Origin of the sequence: Kitasatospora kazusensis (assembly GCF_039529945.1) — a bacterium.
GTDB lineage: Bacteria > Actinomycetota > Actinomycetes > Streptomycetales > Streptomycetaceae > Kitasatospora > Kitasatospora kazusensis.
This window is the reverse complement of the sequence record NZ_BAAANT010000051.1, coordinates 1-14202: the sequence shown is the minus strand read 5'-3', so window position 1 is coordinate 14202 and position 14202 is coordinate 1. Positions and strand designations below refer to the sequence as shown.

The 14202-nt window shown below is 73.2% G+C and carries 15 protein-coding genes; 6 read left to right on the top strand and 9 right to left on the bottom strand.

Going from position 1 to position 14202, the window contains the following annotated elements:
• Window positions 1-193: 193 nt before the first annotated feature.
• The 3 genes from ABD330_RS28400 to ABD330_RS28390 all read left to right on the top strand — a co-directional run bounded on the left by ABD330_RS28400 (window position 194) and on the right by ABD330_RS28390 (window position 2047).
• On the top strand, window positions 194-760 hold the full coding sequence (locus tag ABD330_RS28400; protein WP_344468872.1) for a DJ-1/PfpI family protein: 567 nt from the start codon (window positions 194-196) through the stop codon (window positions 758-760).
• A 72-nt stretch (window positions 761-832) separates the two neighbouring features.
• A complete protein-coding gene (locus tag ABD330_RS28395; protein WP_344468871.1) occupies window positions 833-1498 on the top strand; it encodes an NAD(P)H-binding protein in 666 nt (221 codons plus the stop codon).
• A gap of 156 nt (window positions 1499-1654) precedes the next feature.
• A complete protein-coding gene (locus ABD330_RS28390) occupies window positions 1655-2047 on the top strand; it encodes a VOC family protein (protein ID WP_344468870.1) in 393 nt (130 codons plus the stop codon).
• A 60-nt stretch (window positions 2048-2107) separates the two neighbouring features.
• On the opposite strand, the gene ABD330_RS28385 is transcribed toward ABD330_RS28390, so the two are convergent.
• Together ABD330_RS28385 and ABD330_RS28380 are read right to left on the bottom strand one after the other, a co-directional pair.
• Window positions 2108-2422: a hypothetical protein gene (locus tag ABD330_RS28385; protein WP_344468868.1), complete on the bottom strand. Its 315-nt coding sequence runs from the start codon at window positions 2420-2422 to the stop codon at window positions 2108-2110.
• A 139-nt stretch (window positions 2423-2561) separates the two neighbouring features.
• Window positions 2562-2966: a BlaI/MecI/CopY family transcriptional regulator gene (locus tag ABD330_RS28380; RefSeq protein ID WP_344468867.1), complete on the bottom strand. Its 405-nt coding sequence runs from the start codon at window positions 2964-2966 to the stop codon at window positions 2562-2564.
• A gap of 242 nt (window positions 2967-3208) precedes the next feature.
• Here ABD330_RS28380 and ABD330_RS28375 point away from each other — a divergent pair, with 242 nt between their 5' ends.
• Window positions 3209-3787, top strand: coding sequence for a TerD family protein (locus ABD330_RS28375; protein WP_344468866.1), 579 nt, complete (start codon window positions 3209-3211; stop codon window positions 3785-3787).
• On the opposite strand, the gene ABD330_RS28370 is transcribed toward ABD330_RS28375, so the two are convergent.
• The gene (locus ABD330_RS28370) at window positions 3736-4977 is read right to left on the bottom strand and encodes an MFS transporter (protein WP_344468865.1); all 1242 of its coding nucleotides are present in this window, start codon (window positions 4975-4977) and stop codon (window positions 3736-3738) included. The genes ABD330_RS28375 and ABD330_RS28370 overlap by 52 nt on opposite strands.
• Window positions 4978-5038: 61 nt before the next feature.
• On the opposite strand from ABD330_RS28370, the gene ABD330_RS28365 reads away from it, so the two are divergent.
• A complete protein-coding gene (locus ABD330_RS28365; protein ID WP_344468864.1) occupies window positions 5039-6004 on the top strand; it encodes a helix-turn-helix domain-containing protein in 966 nt (321 codons plus the stop codon).
• Window positions 6005-6061: 57 nt separating this feature from the next.
• On the opposite strand, the gene ABD330_RS28360 is transcribed toward ABD330_RS28365, so the two are convergent.
• The 6 genes from ABD330_RS28360 to ABD330_RS28335 form a co-directional block, all read right to left on the bottom strand.
• Entirely contained in the window at window positions 6062-8461 is a 2400-nt protein-coding gene (locus ABD330_RS28360; RefSeq protein WP_425555667.1) for a family 2 encapsulin nanocompartment cargo protein terpene cyclase, read from the bottom strand.
• A gap of 242 nt (window positions 8462-8703) precedes the next feature.
• The gene (locus ABD330_RS28355) at window positions 8704-9045 is read right to left on the bottom strand and encodes a DUF6204 family protein (protein ID WP_344468863.1); all 342 of its coding nucleotides are present in this window, start codon (window positions 9043-9045) and stop codon (window positions 8704-8706) included.
• Window positions 9046-9080: 35 nt separating this feature from the next.
• Window positions 9081-9557, bottom strand: coding sequence for a MarR family winged helix-turn-helix transcriptional regulator (locus tag ABD330_RS28350; RefSeq protein ID WP_344468862.1), 477 nt, complete (start codon window positions 9555-9557; stop codon window positions 9081-9083).
• Between the two features lie 94 nt (window positions 9558-9651).
• Window positions 9652-9891 (bottom strand): DUF6296 family protein, encoded by a 240-nt coding sequence (locus tag ABD330_RS28345; RefSeq protein WP_344468861.1) that lies wholly within the window; start codon window positions 9889-9891, stop codon window positions 9652-9654.
• 182 nt (window positions 9892-10073) lie between these two features.
• Window positions 10074-11540 carry an MFS transporter gene (locus ABD330_RS28340; protein ID WP_344468860.1) on the bottom strand — a complete coding sequence of 489 codons (1467 nt, stop codon included), beginning with the start codon at window positions 11538-11540 and terminating at the stop codon, window positions 10074-10076.
• 159 nt (window positions 11541-11699) lie between these two features.
• On the bottom strand, window positions 11700-12881 hold the full coding sequence (locus tag ABD330_RS28335) for an acyl-CoA dehydrogenase family protein (RefSeq protein WP_344468859.1): 1182 nt from the start codon (window positions 12879-12881) through the stop codon (window positions 11700-11702).
• A 401-nt stretch (window positions 12882-13282) separates the two neighbouring features.
• Here ABD330_RS28335 and ABD330_RS28330 point away from each other — a divergent pair, with 401 nt between their 5' ends.
• On the top strand, window positions 13283-13816 hold the full coding sequence (locus tag ABD330_RS28330) for a GNAT family N-acetyltransferase (RefSeq protein ID WP_344468858.1): 534 nt from the start codon (window positions 13283-13285) through the stop codon (window positions 13814-13816).
• Window positions 13817-14202: the final 386 nt, after the last annotated feature.

Below are 14202 nucleotides of genomic sequence, written 5' to 3'. Positions count from 1 at the left end.
CCCTGCCCCTCCGGCGCGGCTCGTGCACCCGATACGGCACATCCGTTCGGTTCTGTCGCAGGTCGGCAAGGGGGCGCACACAGGGGGCGCGCGTGCTGGGACCGGCGTGCGCCTCATTGCGTAACGGTCCGTCAGCGGGCAGGGTGTGGCCGGGCCCGCACCGCGTGGGCGAACGGAGGGGTGGTACCCGGGTATGGCAGCCAAGATCCTGATCGTCACCGGTGACGCGGCCGAGTCGCTGGAGGTCTTCTACCCCTACCAGCGACTGCTGGAAGAGGGGTACCAGGTGGACGTCGCGGCGCCCACCCGCAAGACCCTCCAGTTCGTGGTCCACGACTTCGTCGACGGTTTCGACACCTACACCGAGAAGCCCGGCTACACCTGGCCCGCCGACAAGGCGTTCGCCGACGTCGACCCGGCGGAGTACGTCGCGCTGGTGCTGCCCGGCGGCCGGGCGCCCGAGTACCTGCGCAACCACCCCGAGGTCAAGCGGATCGTCGAGCACTTCTTCCAGCTCGACAAGCCCGTCGCGCAGATCTGCCACGGCCCGCTGATCACGCTGGCCACCGGCTCCCTGGACGGCCGCCGGACGGCCGCCTACCCCGCGCTGGAGCCCGACGTCGCGGCCGGCGGGGCCGGGTTCGTGGACGGCGAGGCCGTGGTGGACGGCGTCCTGGTCTCCGCCCGCGCCTGGCCGGACCACCCGGGCTGGATGCGGGCCTTCGTCCAGGTGCTGCGGGAGAAGGCCCCGGTCGACTGACCGTCCGCGGGCCTGACCCGTTCGGCGGCCGACCCGCTACCCGGCGCCACGGCGCCGGGTAGCGTCGGCTCCATGGACGTAGTCATCGCGGGTGGCCATGGCAAGATCGCGCTCCGGCTGGAACGGCTGCTCAGCGCTCGCGGCGACGCCGCCACCGGCCTGATCCGCCGGGCCGGGCAGGCGGCGGACCTCGCGGCGCAGGGCGCCCGGGCCGTCGTCTGCGACCTGGAGTCCGTCTCCCCGGCCGGGCTGGCCGAGCACCTGCGCGGGGCCGACGCCGTGGTCTTCGCCGCCGGGGCCGGGCCGGCCAGCGGTGTCGGACGCAAGGACACCGTCGACCGGGCCGCCGCCGGGCTGCTCGCCGACGCCGCCGAACTGGCCGGTGTCCGCCGCTACCTGTTGATCAGCACGATGGGCCTCGACAGCGCGGGCACCCCCGGCATGGACCCGGAGTTCACCGGCTACCTGCACGCCAAATCCGCCGCCGAGGACGATCTGCGCGCCCGCGACCTGGACTGGACGGTGCTGCGCCCCGGGCCGCTCACCGACGAGGCCGGCACCGGGCTCGTCCGGCTGGCCGCCCCGCCGCTGCCGCTCGGGCCCGTCCCCCGGGACGACGTGGCGCACGCGCTGCTCGCCCTGCTCGACGCGCCCGACGCGGCCGGGCTGACGCTGGAACTCACCTCGGGGCCCGAGCCGCTGGCCGACGCGCTGCTCGCCGCGCTCGCCGGGGCCTGACCGGCAGGGCCCGCTCGGCTGGGCCTGACCGGCGGGGGCGGGCGAGGGGCCGAACTGACGGGTGGTCGATAATGGCCGCTCCACCAGGCTCTGCCGGTCGGCCGCGGCCTGGCAGGCGTACCCGCGGAGCCGCTGCCGAAGGATTCGAGGTTCGCGATGGACGCGCTCCACCCCCGCCTGCTGGTGAGCCGGTTCGCCGACTCCTTCCGCTTCTACGACGCGGTGCTGCCCGCACTGATCGGGGCCACCTGCGCGCGAGGCAGCGTGGACGGCCCGTACGCCAGCTGGGACGTCGGGACGGAGGGTGTGCTGGCGCTGGTCGACCGCGCCCTGCTGGCCGGCGTGGTCGGTGCAGCCGACGCGGGCCCCCAGGACCGGGCGATGTTCGTCAGCCGGGTCGAGGACGTGGACCAGGGGTTCGCGCTCTGCCTGCGGCACGGCGCGGAGCCCGTCTCGGCGCCCGCCGACCGGCCCGAGTGGGGCGCGGGGATGCGGATGGCGCACCTTCGCGACCCCGAGGGCAACCTGCTCGAACTCCAGTCGTACTGACGGCGGTCGGCCCAGGGCGGGCGGAGGAGCGATGCCGCCCGCTGCCCGCCGCCCGTCCGGTCAGGTGCCTTCGGCCTGCAGCAGGGTCAGCCGCGCGGCGTCGAAGACGACCCAGCGTGCGGGGGCGCCGCTGCCCGCCACCCGGAGCCGGCACCAGGTGTTCCCGTCGGGGCCGCGCCACCACCCGTTGATCCGGCCGACGGCCCAACCGCCGTCCGCGTGCCGGATCTCCACCGGCTGGTGGTCCGGGCGCACCTCGGCCTCCGGCGGTGCCGGATCCGGCCCGTCGCCGCCGGTCCCGGCGTCGTCCGGCTCGGTGCCGCTCTGCGGGCGGGGCTGTGCGGTGCCGGATCGCTGTCTCTGCTGGCTCGTCACGGTTCTGCCCTTGCTCGAAGGTGGCTCCGGGGGCGGCCCGGGGCACGACTTCCAGGCATGCCCCGAAACTCTACAGGTATGTAGAGAATGGAGGTCCGGAACCGGACAAGTGGCACGGGAACGGCCGGGCGCGAACCGGTCAGGGCGTCCGGCCGGCCTCGTCGAGCAGGGTCCGCAGCAGTTCCTCGTCGTGCGGGAGCAGCGCGGAGACGAAGCTGGCGAGGACCGCGTCCCGGTTGTGCTCGCCGTCCAGCATCCGCCGCATCCGCAGTGCCGCGAGCCCGGCCTCGTCGGCCGCCGCCAGCCAGAGGTAGCAGCGGCCGCTGCGGCTGCGGGAGACCGCGCCCTTGGCGTGCAACCGGGACAGGATCGTCATCACCGTGGTGTAGGCCAGATCGCCGCCCAGCTGCTGCTGGACCCAGACCGCCGCCGCCGGACCGGGGGCCCGTCGCAGCGCACCGATGACCTGCGCCTCCAGCACGCCCTGGCCGCGCCTGCGGACCCGGGGGTACCGGTCCGCCGGGGCCGCCCCGTCCTCGCCCATGGCAGGGTCTCCCTCCGGTCGGGTGGGCCCGTGGTCGCGGGGCACCCCCGAATCCTACCGAGCGGCCGACGGGCCGCGTCCGAGGGCGCGGACCGGCCCGGCGGAGCCCCAGGAGCCGACCGGCCTGCGGAAAGGCGGGTACGGTCGTCGCGCAATCTCTCTACAGTGCTGTAGATTTCTGATTCCGTCATGCAGGGCGCCGGGCTCCACCGAGCCAGGCCGGTATCACCCAGGAGGGGACCGTGGGAGTCACACTGGCCAAGGGCGGCAACGTCTCGCTCACCAAGGAGGCCCCCGGCCTGACGGCCGTCTCGGTCGGTCTCGGCTGGCAGGCACGCACCACCACCGGGGCCGACTACGACCTCGACGCCAGCGCGCTGCTGTGCGGGCCGACCGGCAAGGTCATCTCGGACCTTCACTTCGTCTTCTTCAACAACCTGACCAGCCCGGACGGTTCCGTCCAGCACACCGGTGACGAACTGGCGGGCGGCACCGGGGACGACGACGACGAGACCATCAACGTCGACCTGTCGATGGTGCCCGCCGAGGTCGCCAAGGTCGTCTTCCCGGTCTCCATCTACGAGGCCGACACCCGGGGCCAGACGTTCGGCCAGGTCCGCAACGCCTACATCCGGGTGGTCAACCGGGCCGACGGCCGCGAGCTGGCCCGCTACGACCTGACCGAGGACGCCTCCACCGAGACGGCCATGGTCTTCGGCGAGCTCTACCGCTACGGCGCCGAGTGGAAGTTCCGCGCGGTCGGCCAGGGTTACGCCTCGGGGCTGCGCGGCATCGCGCTGGACTTCGGCGTCAACGTCTGACCCGCTGTCCGACCCCGTGCCGGGCCGGGCGCCGCATCCCGGCGCAGGCCCGGCGCGAGTGCGAGCGTGACCAGCACCGACAGGCCGGCCATCAGGGCCATCGCGGCCGCGGGTGACAGCCTCCCCGCGGCCAGGCCGGCCCCGGCCGCGCAGAGCGCCTGCAGGGTGAGCATGCCCGAGCTGTGCAGGCCGAGCGCCTGCCCGCGGATCTCCGGCGGGACTAGGGCGACCAGCCGGTCCTGCCACAGCAGGCCGGTACTGAACCCGACGGACGCCGCGCCCACCAGCAGCACCCCTGCGGCCAGGCCGGGCCGGAGCGGGAACAGCAGATACGGGACGGCCATCAGCAACGGCAGCGGCAGGGCCAGCGCGCTGCGCCGGTGCTTCGGCACGAACCGTCCCACCGCCGTGTTGCCCGCCAGCGTGCCGAGCGCGGCGGCCATGAACAGCGCCCCGGCCGAAGCTCCGGCGTACGGGACGAACAGCGCCTCGGCCCCCACCACCAAGCCGTTCGGCACCCACAGCGCCAGGTACACCCGGCGCACCGCGCGGTCCGCCAGCAACCGCCGGTTGACGCGCCAGGTCTGCCGCACCGTGGGCCGCCCGGCCGCCCTCGGCGGCCGGCGGGTCAGCCCGAAGCGGGCCACCAGCGCCCCGGTGAGGTACAGGCAGGCGCTCAGCAGCAGTGCGGCGCGCGGCGAGGCGAACCCCAGCAGTGCGGCGCCCACGCCGTTGCCGGCGATCTGGACCACCCCGCCGGCCATGTTCAGGACGGACCGCCCGAGCAGGTAGCCGTCCTCGGGGAGGATCTCGCTGACCAGGCCCCAGCGGACGGCGCCGCCGACCGAGTTGACCAGGCCGACGCCCAGCACGATCGCCAGCATGACCGGGACGGGCGTACCGGGACGCGACAGCGCCAGGGCCGCCGCCGCGAAGACCAGCGCCAGCACCACCGTGGTCCGCCGGGGCGGCAGGTGGTCGCCCAGCGACAGCAGGGTCGTCGCGCCGAGCACCTGCGCGAACGAGGCCCCGAACATGCTCACCGCCGCGAGCAGGGCCGACCCCGTCCGGTCGAAGACCACGGTGGCCAGGGCGAGCGAGGTGACCGTCCCGCCCGCCACCATGCAGGCCACGGCGGCGAACAGCGGTTTGAACTCCGGTACTCGGAAGAGCTCCTGATACGTACGCATGGCGCCCAGAGTGGATCTACCGTCCGGCGCCGCCCTACTCTTTCGGCGGGAGGCGAAACGTATGGGGCTGTGGCTGGTCGACGCGGACGTGCTCGCGCGGAGCCGGTTCGTGCTATCACCGCTGATCGAGACCGTCGCCGCACTGGGGGTGCTCAGCGACGAGCGGCCCGAGCCGTGGCAGCGGCCGTGGCTGGCCGCCCACCACCCCGGCTACCGGCGCCGGCTGGCCGGGGACGAGGTGGCCCGCGCCTGGGTGGACTCGGTGCTCCGGACCAGGTGGATGCCCGAGTTCGTCGGCATGCCACCGCGCCCGGGCGAGTCGGCCTTCGAGCAGGAACTCGCCCGGCTGCGCGCGACTCCGCCCGACGTCGCGCGGGCCGACGTCGCGCTGTCCTGCCGGGGCGCCGCGCCGCCGGAACTGGACCGGGACGACCTGCCGGACCGGATCGCCGACCTGCTGGAGTGGGTCTGGGAGCACACCGTACGGAACGACTGGCCCCGGCGCGCCCGGATCTTCGAGGCCGACATCGTCGGCCGGATCCACCGGCAGGGCCGGCACGGCTGGGCCTCGGCGATCGAGGGCCTGATCCCGGATCTGCGCTGGCTCGGCGACGGGCGGCTGCGGATCAACACCGCCGACCGGCCCGCCCGCGACCTGGCCGGCGCCGAGCTGGTCCTGATCCCGAGCAGCGCCCGCCGGGGGTGGGTGGCCTGGGACCTGCCGGGGCGCTACGCCGTCGTCTACCCCGCCTCCGGCCTGCTGGTCGAGCCCGGTCCGGGCACCGCCGTCCCCGCGGCGCTCGGCCGCCTCCTCGGCGCCACCCGGGCCGAACTGCTCGTCCGGCTGGACCCGCCCGGCAGCACCAGCCAGCTCGCCGCGCTGACCGGTCTGGGCATCGGGACGGTCGGGGACCACCTGAAGGTGCTGCTGGACGCCCGGCTGGTCGACCGCCGGCGCTCGGGAGCCTCCGTGCTGTACTACCGGACCCGCGTCGCCGACCAGCTCCTCGCCGAGCAGCAGAACTGACTGCCCGTCAGGAGGGGGTGAGGGGTGCGCAGGCGAGCGCACCCCTCACCCCCGGGCTCAGCCCACCGGCAGCGTGGAGCGCCAACTGTCGTGCGCCGGAGGGGTCCAGGCCGACTGTGCGGGAACTTCAGGGGCCCCAGGCGCCGCGGGCGCCGTGAGCGCCTCGGGCGCGGTGGGGATCGCAGGTGCGGAGGGTGCGGCAGGGGCCGGGGGTGCGGCGGGCTCGGCAGCCGGGGTGGCGAACCGGGCGGCGGAGGTGCCGAGTCCGACCGGTCCGCTCGGCAGGGCGGCGGCCGGGCCGGCCAGGTACAGGAGTTCGGACTCGGCGTAGCGCTGGCAGTGCCGGTGCCAGTTGAGGATGCCGACCAGCCAGTCCTTGAGCTCGTCGGCGTACCCGTCGAGGGCCCGGCGGATCTCGGGGGAGAGCCCGAACTCCTCGTACATGGCCGGCAGGCCGGTGGCCACGAGGTGCTCGAACTCCCGCATCCGGGCGGTCATCAGGTCGCTGACGATGCCGAGGGCGGTGTCCTTGTCACAGTCGAAGAAGTTCTGGACGACCAGGATCGCGTTGTGGATCTCGCCCTCGAACTGGATCTCCTTCTGGTACGAGAACACGTCGTTGATCAGGCAGGCGTAGTCCGAGGCCGCCTTCTCCATGGCCTGCACCGGCCGCAGGGCGTAGACCTCGTCCGGCACCGTCGCCCCCTGGGCCAGCCGGGACAGGCTCATCGTCAGATCGGAGCCGAAGGTCTTGCGGCGCATCTCGATGTAGTCGACCGGGTCGGGGATGCGGTTCTGCATCTGGTTGGCGAGCTCCCAGAGCCAGCTCTCCATCATGTCCTCGACGGCCGTGCGGAACTTGCGCCGCGCACCCGGGTCCATCGGGCCCGCCGTGCGCCGCCACAGGTCGGCGAGTCCGCGCTCCAGACCGCCGGCCGGGGTGGGGACGGCGGCGGCCGGGTCGAGCGGCATGAACTCGGTGAGGCGCTCGATGCAGGCCCTCGCGGCGGCCAGGTTGAAGGTGCGGCCGAACACCACCGGGAAGTAGTCGTCCCCGTAGGTGCCCCAGGCGAGCCAGTCGCTGGTCAGGTTGAGCTCGTCGAGGGAGGCGTCCGGGTGGATGCCGGCCGAGCAGAGCGGCAGGTCGATCACCGCCGCCCGGCGCTCGTCCCAGATGCCCGAGCCGGGCACGCCGGGGACGTCGTCCAGGATGCCCATCTCCCCGCACCACTGGACGGTGTGGCGGCGGGACTCCTCCAGGTGCGGGCTGAGCCGGAGGGTGAAGGGCATGTGGAACTCGGGCAGGTCCACCGGCCCGACCCGCTCGAACGGGACGTGGGTGAAGCTCCTCGCCCGGCGCGGCAGGGTGGCCGTCAGCGAGGGCAGCACCCTGGCCGCCGAGGTGCCGAGGCCCAGCGGGCCGCCCAGCAGGTGGGCCGCGCTCCCGGCGACGTCCGCCCCGTCGTTCATGTAGCGGCTGGAGCGCAGGTGCCACTCGTGGCCGCCGGACTGCCAGTCCTGGAGCCCCTTGACGTAGGCCAGCACGTCCAGGCGGGACTTCGGATCCAGCTCGAACTCCTCGAAGAGCGGCGGGAGTTCGGTGAGGGCGGTGTGCTCGAACTGGTGCAGCCGGGAGGTGAGCAGGTCGTTCACCGACTCGGCCGCCTGCTGGGTCGAGCAGCCGAGGAAGTGCTCCAGGACCAGGATGCCGTTGGAGAGTTCGCCCTCGTCCTGGATCTCGCGTTCGTACGAGAACAGGTCGTTGCGCAGGTGCACCCCGTCGGAGAAGGTGTCCCGGAGCACCTGCAGCGGGCGGCTGAGCGCGACGGCGGCCGGGACCTCGGCGCCCGCCGCGTGCTCCACCAGCCCGGCGGACCAGGGGGCGCCGCCCACCTTGCGGCGCATCTCGATGTACTCGACCGGGTTGGCGATCCGGCCCGCGTCGATGTTGGCGAGCTCCCAGAGCGACTCGTCCAGCAGGTGCTTGGTGTTCGCGGCGAAGCGGCTGCGCCAGCTCGGCGACATGCCCGGGACGGTACGCGCCCAGAGGTCGGCGAGCCCGGCCTCCACCTGGTTGGTCGGCTCCGGGACGGGCGCACCCGGGCGCAGCGGCATGAAGGCGGGCAGCCGGTCGAGGTAGGCCTTCGCGCCGGCCGTGTCCCGGGTGCGCTTGAAGATGTCGAGGAAGTGGTCGTCGAAGAAGAAGACCCAGACGTACCAGTCGGTGATGAGGGCGAGTTCTTCGCTGTCGCAGTCGGGGTGGGTGTAGGCGCACAGCAGCGCGTAGTCGTGGGAGTCGAAGTCCTGTTCGTCCCAGATGCCCGAGCCCTCGATCATCCCGAGGTCGCGGGCCCACGCCTTGGTGTGCTCCCGGGCCGCTTCGAGGTGCGGATTGAGCCGGGCCGGATACGGCAGGTAGAACTCGGGAAGCTTGAAGGGTTGCGGCACCGGTGCCATGCCTTTCCTCGTGTCTCCCCGACCCTCGGATCCGGGCCGGGGGTGGCCGGCGCGGGGCGCGCCGGACCGCCGGGGATCGGCCCTTGCGATCCCTCCTGTTGATCAGCTTGATCAGCGCTCAGAGTAGGTCGGCCCCTCCGGGGCGCGGAGGTGAAGTACCGTCCCACTCGCTCGATCAGGTGAACTATCGCCAGGAAGGGTTAGTGAGCGGGAAATGGCACAACGGCCGCTGCGGTCCGGTGCTACCAGTTGCTCCGGCCCTTGCGCCGGACCGGGATCTCGTCCACGTCCACCGCGCCGGAGCGCAGGTGCCGGTACCCGCAGCCGAGGGCTTCGAGCGTGGCGAGGGCCTGGGCCTCGGCCTGCTCGGTGGCGATCCGCGCACCCTCCTCGACGGGGGCGCGGACCACGTAGCGGAAGGCGAAGGCGTGCAGCTCCGGGCCGTAGGTGAGGGTGCCGGGCTCGGTGAAGGCGGAGTTCAGCCAGCTGTGCCGGTCCGCCGCGGCGAGCAGTGCCGCCCGGGCGGGCTCGTCCAGCTGGTCGAACGCTCCGCGGACGGTCACGCGGAAGGTGTGGCGGCTCATGGGGTGTCGGGCCTTTCGGTCGGGCCGGGTGGGTCTCAGGTGGTGGGCGGGGTCCCGGTGGCCGGCAGGCCGGTGCCGCCGAGCCGGGCGAGCAGCCGGGCGAACAGGTCCAGCTCGGCCGGGTCCCAGTCGCCCCGGGCCGCGTCGGCGTCGCCGAACAGCTCCCGGCCGGCCAGCTCGGCGCTGACCCGGGCCTCGGCGAGCAGCCGCCGTCCGGTCGTGCTGAGAAGGGCGTAGCTGGCGCGGGCGTCGCGAGGGTCGGACTCCCGGCCGACCAGCCCGATCCGCTCCAGCGGGCCGAGTGCGCGGGTGACCCCGGAGGGTGTCAGCCCGAGGCGTTCGGCGAGGTCCACCCGGCGCAGCCGGGCGCCTTCGGCCGAGGCCAGGTGGGTGAGGATCAGGAAGTCGCCGAAGCTGATCCCGTGGGCGGCGAGCCGGCGGTCCAGCTGTCTGGTGGCCACCGTCTGGGCGCGGCACAGGCGTACGACGGCGTCGAGGGGGGAGGAGTTCACCCCCGCAGGTTACTTGAGCAATGCGTGAGTACTCAACTTTATTGGGCTCCCGTCGGCGCGCCGGTGGTTCGGCGTGCGCCGGCGGATCCGCTCGTCAGGGCAGCAGCGGTTCGGCGTGCACCGGCGTCTGCGGGGACTGGTGGCCGCCGCTCGCCAGCATCCGGACCTCGCCGAGGTCGCTGATCTCGGCCCGGACGATGCCCGAGGCGTCGGCGTAGACCGGGTACCCGCCGGGGCCGCTGGTGCCGGTGTCCGTCACCACCACCACGTCCTGCGGCGCATGGCCGCCGGGGGTGCCGGGGAACGTCAGCGCGTAGCGCCGTCGTCGGGACATCGCAGCCTCCTCGCACAGCCCCCGGTGTCCCATCGTAGGCGCGCCGAAACCGGGCCGCAGGGCCCGGCGCGCCCGGGACGGTGCGGGCGGACACCGCCACTCCCGCACCGGCGGCGGGACGGCGCGAGGCCCCGGCCGCCCCTGGACGGGGGCGGCCGGGGCCTCGGGTGCGCGGTCGGACGTTACGCGGCCGCCCGGCGCCGGGCGTTGCCGCGCAGCGCGGCGACCAGCGCGACCAGCATGGTCAGGACGGAGATCCCGGTGACGACGTACATCCCGTGGTGGTAGCTGGTGAGCGCCGCCGCGTGCCCCTGGGAGGCGTCGTCGGTCGACATCGTCGCGGTCACCACCGCCAGCACGATCGCGGCGCCGACCTGGTAGCCGGTCTGCAGCACGCCGGCCGCCAGGCCCTGCTCCTCGTCGGCAACCCCGGCGGTGGCCAGCACGTTCGCGGCCGGGAAGGAGAACGGGAAGGCGATGCCGATCAGCACCACGCTCGGCAGGATCGCCCACCAGTACGAGGAGCTCTCGCCGATGCCCCAGAACAGCAGGTAGGAGGCGGTGTAGGCGACGAACCCGGCGAAGATCATCCAGGTCGGGCCGAACCGCGAGACCAGCACGCCGACCCGCGGTGCGATGGTCGCGATCAGCAGCCCGATCGGCAGGAAGCCGAAGGCCATCTCCAGCGGGGACCAGCCGCGCAGCGACTGCATGTAGAGGCCGCCGATGAACTGGAAGCTCATGTAGGTGCCGAGGATCGCGGCGGCCGCCAGGCTCGCACCGACCAGCGAGCGGTTGCGCAGCAGGCCCAGCCGCAGCAGCGGGCTGGCCGCGCGGCGCTCGGTGACCACGAACAGTGCGAACAGCGCCACCGCGACGGCGAACAGGCCGAGCGTGCGGGGGGCCAGCCAGCCCTTGGTGGGCGCCTCGACGATGTCGTAGACCAGCAGCAGGGTGGCGGCCGTCACGGTGGTCGCGCCGACCACGTCGTAGTTGCGCGGGCCGCCGGTGTAGGCCGGGTCGCGCGGGACGAGGGCGAACGCGCCGCCCAGCACCGCCAGGGCCACCGCGACCGGCAGGAAGAAGGTCCAGCGCCAGCCGAGTTCGGTCAGCAGGCCGCCGGCGATGACGCCGGTGGAGTACCCGACCGCGCCACAGGCGGTGTAGATGCCGAGTGCCCGGTTGCGCTGCGGTCCCTCGGTGAAGGTGGTGACGATGATCGACAGGCTGGCGGGGGCGGTGAACGCCGCGCCCACACCGGTGATGAAGCGCGCCACGATCAGCACCGTGCCGTCACTGGCGATCCCGCCCACGAGCGAACCCAGGGCGAACACCGCGACGGCCGCCAGGAAGACCCGGCGCCGGCCGAGCAGGTCGGCCATCCGCCCGCCCAGCAGCAGGAAGCCGCCGAAGCCGAGCACGTACGAACTGACCACCCACTGCACCGAGGCGGTCGACATGCCCAGCTCCGCCTTGATCGGCGGCACGGCGATCCCGACCATGATGTTGTCCAGGGCGTCCAGGAACATCGCGCCGCAGACCACGATGAGCATGCCCCACTGCCGGACGCCCCACTGCGGTGCCCGGCCTCCCGTTGACGGACGGGTGGTGACCCGCTCGTCGGCTGCGACGTCGATCGACGTTGCCATCAACTTCCCCAATTCTCTTCTGACTCGACTGTCGTGACTGCTGTTCGGAGGACGGCACCGGCCGCCGTCCGACGTCTCGGGGAGGGCGCCCGGCCCTCCGTCCGCACGGAGGGCCGGGCCGGGCGCACTCCGGGCCGACGGGCCCGGTGCACGGCGGTGCTAGCCCTTGACGCCGATCGGGAAGGGCGCCAGCGGGGTGCTGCCCAGCAGGAGCGCGCCGGCCGACTGGAGCACCTGGTCCTGCGCCAGGATGTGCTGGCACATGGTGTGCAGGTCGCGGGTCCAGCGGTCCAGCGGCGAGGTGCGGTAGATCGAGGCGGTACCGACCAGGTCGGACATCCGGATCGCGATCGAGCGCGCCGTACGGAAGGCGTTCACCCGGGAGACGGCCGCGGAGACCTGCTCGTCCTCGGCCGCGGCGCGCCCCTCGGCGACCCGGTCCCACTGCCGGTCCAGGCTCGCGTACACCGCGTCCCGGGCCACCGAGAGGTCCATCTCGGCCTGTGCGATGCCCAGCTGGACGCGGTAGCTGTCCGACCACGGCACGCCGGTGACGCGCTCGACCTTGTGGGAGGCCAGCTCCCGGACGTGGTCGAGCACCGCGCGGGCGACGCCCAGCGGGACACCGGCGACGTTGTGGAGGAAGGCGTCCCGGGCCGTCAGCGGGCCCTGGCCGCGCGACTCGCCGAACCGGAAGGTGTGCTCCTCCGGGACGAAGAGGTCGGTGACCTGGTAGTCGCGGCTGCCGCTGCCGGCCAGCCCGGTGGTGTACCAGGTGTCGAGGATCTCGAACTGCTCGGGGCGGCCCATGATGATCCGCCAGTGCACCGCGCCGCCGTCCGGGTCGGCCTCGGGCGCGCCGTCCTGGTGGACCAGGACCCCGCCGATCAGCCAGTCGCAGTGGGTGATCCCGCTGCCGAAGCTCCAGCGCCCGCTGACCCGGTAGCCGCCCGGCACCCGCTCGGCCTTGCCGGAGGGGAAGATCATGCCCGCGGTGATCAGGTCGGGGGTGTCGATGATGGAGCGCTCCACCGACTCCGGCATGCAGCGGGCGTACGCCCAGGTGTCCATCCCGATCATCCCGCACCAGCCGACCGCGGCGTCACCGGTCGACAGCGCCTCGATCACCCGGGTCTGCTCGGAGAAGGTCATCTCCGGACCGCCCAGCGAGCGCGGCATCGCCATCCGGAAGACACCGGTGCCACGGAGCTTGTCGACGACGTCCGCCGGTAACCGCCGCTCGCGCTCGATCTCCTCGGAGCGCGTGCGGAGCTCCGGAGCCAGTGCCTGTGCGCGGGCCAGGATCTCCGCGCTGTCGAGCGGACCTGCGGTGGTCGTCACCGGGGACTCCAGAGTCTCCATTAGCGTCATGCCACACCTTCCGGGGTCGGTCGAACGTGTTCTCGGCTCGGGGCCGCCGTGGGCTGCTCGGCGGCGACGGGCCTCACGCTAACCAGGGCGCGGGCGGGCGTTTCGTCCGTATGCGCACCCGGAGTGGCTTGTTTGCGCACGGTCGCCCCGAGGGACGGCGGCGGTCCGCGGCCGGGGCGCCTCGGGGCAGCCCCGGGGCGGCCTCCCGGGCGGCCGGAATACTCCGTCCGGAGTAAATCCCCGGGGGCGTAATAGGCCGTGCCGGTAGGAAATCCCGACGCCGGTGGTAAAAGCCGTGAGATGGTTGCGAGGGGGCACGGCCGCCGATATGGTCGGGCCTTATGAATCACACCTCGCCGATTCTGGAGCGTGTGCCGGCCGTGAAAAGCGCCGACGGCCCGGTCATTCACCTGCCGAGGCTCACGCGGCTGCCCGCCGGGGGCCTCACGGTCACCCGGATGGCCCGGGCGGAGGATTACCGGGCGGTCCAGGGCATGCATGCCAGGTGCTCGGCGGCGAGCCGGGCGATAAGGTACTTCGCCGCGACCGACCGGCTGTCCCGGTGCGACTGGAACAGCCTGTGCGACCGCGCGAAGGGCGTCACGCTGCTGACCGCGCCCGGTGGCGACATCCGCAAGGTGATCGCGATGACCAACATCCTGCGGACCCGGGACGCCGGTGTGGTGGAGCTCGCCGTGCTGGTCGAGGACGCCTGGCAGTCGCGCGGGCTCGGTTCGGCGCTCGCCTCGTTCGCGCTGGAGTCCCTCCAGGGGCAGGGCGTGCGGGCGCTCACCGCGTCCGTGCTGGCCGGAAACGGGCGGGCGGTGCGGATGCTGCGCGGAATCGGGGCGGTCCGGTGTTCCCAGCCGGGTGCGGAGGTGGATTTCCGGCTCGATCTGGGGTGATCCGGCCGGACCGTACCGGGGCATTCGGCCGGACGGTGAGGGTGCATTCGTCCGGCCGTGCCAGGGCATTCGGCCGGGCGGTAACGGTGTATTCGGCCATTCGGATCCGCCGCTGCGTCCGATCATTAGTGCCGGTAAGAAAACGGTAATGTACCGGTTTTCCACCGGAGGAGCCGGAAACGGGTGCGAAGCGATCGGGGGAGCGATCGGGGGAGCGGTCGGGAACGGCGTTCGAGGGAATTGCCGACTGCGTCAGGGCCCAGGGCTTCGGCGTAGTCACAGGACGTCTGGTTCATGACGATCTGCCGGGTTGAGGTGTCCCTCGGAGCGGGACAGGCACGGCTTCCAAGATCATGGAGTTCTCGACGCCCCGTGATCTGCCTGGA

Excerpts from the sequence above, each read along its gene's own strand:
- ABD330_RS28400 (WP_344468872.1), top strand. The coding sequence starts at position 194 with ATGGCAGCCAAGATCCTGATCGTCACCGGTGACGCGGCCGAGTCGCTG.
- ABD330_RS28395 (WP_344468871.1), top strand. The coding sequence starts at position 833 with ATGGACGTAGTCATCGCGGGTGGCCATGGCAAGATCGCGCTCCGGCTG.
- ABD330_RS28390 (WP_344468870.1), top strand. The coding sequence starts at position 1,655 with ATGGACGCGCTCCACCCCCGCCTGCTGGTGAGCCGGTTCGCCGACTCC.
- ABD330_RS28380 (WP_344468867.1), bottom strand. The coding sequence starts at position 2,966 with ATGGGCGAGGACGGGGCGGCCCCGGCGGACCGGTACCCCCGGGTCCGC.
- ABD330_RS28370 (WP_344468865.1), bottom strand. The coding sequence starts at position 4,977 with ATGCGTACGTATCAGGAGCTCTTCCGAGTACCGGAGTTCAAACCGCTG.
- ABD330_RS28365 (WP_344468864.1), top strand. The coding sequence starts at position 5,039 with ATGGGGCTGTGGCTGGTCGACGCGGACGTGCTCGCGCGGAGCCGGTTC.
- ABD330_RS28360 (WP_425555667.1), bottom strand. The coding sequence starts at position 8,461 with ATGGCACCGGTGCCGCAACCCTTCAAGCTTCCCGAGTTCTACCTGCCG.
- ABD330_RS28355 (WP_344468863.1), bottom strand. The coding sequence starts at position 9,045 with ATGAGCCGCCACACCTTCCGCGTGACCGTCCGCGGAGCGTTCGACCAG.
- ABD330_RS28345 (WP_344468861.1), bottom strand. The coding sequence starts at position 9,891 with ATGTCCCGACGACGGCGCTACGCGCTGACGTTCCCCGGCACCCCCGGC.
- ABD330_RS28340 (WP_344468860.1), bottom strand. The coding sequence starts at position 11,540 with ATGGCAACGTCGATCGACGTCGCAGCCGACGAGCGGGTCACCACCCGT.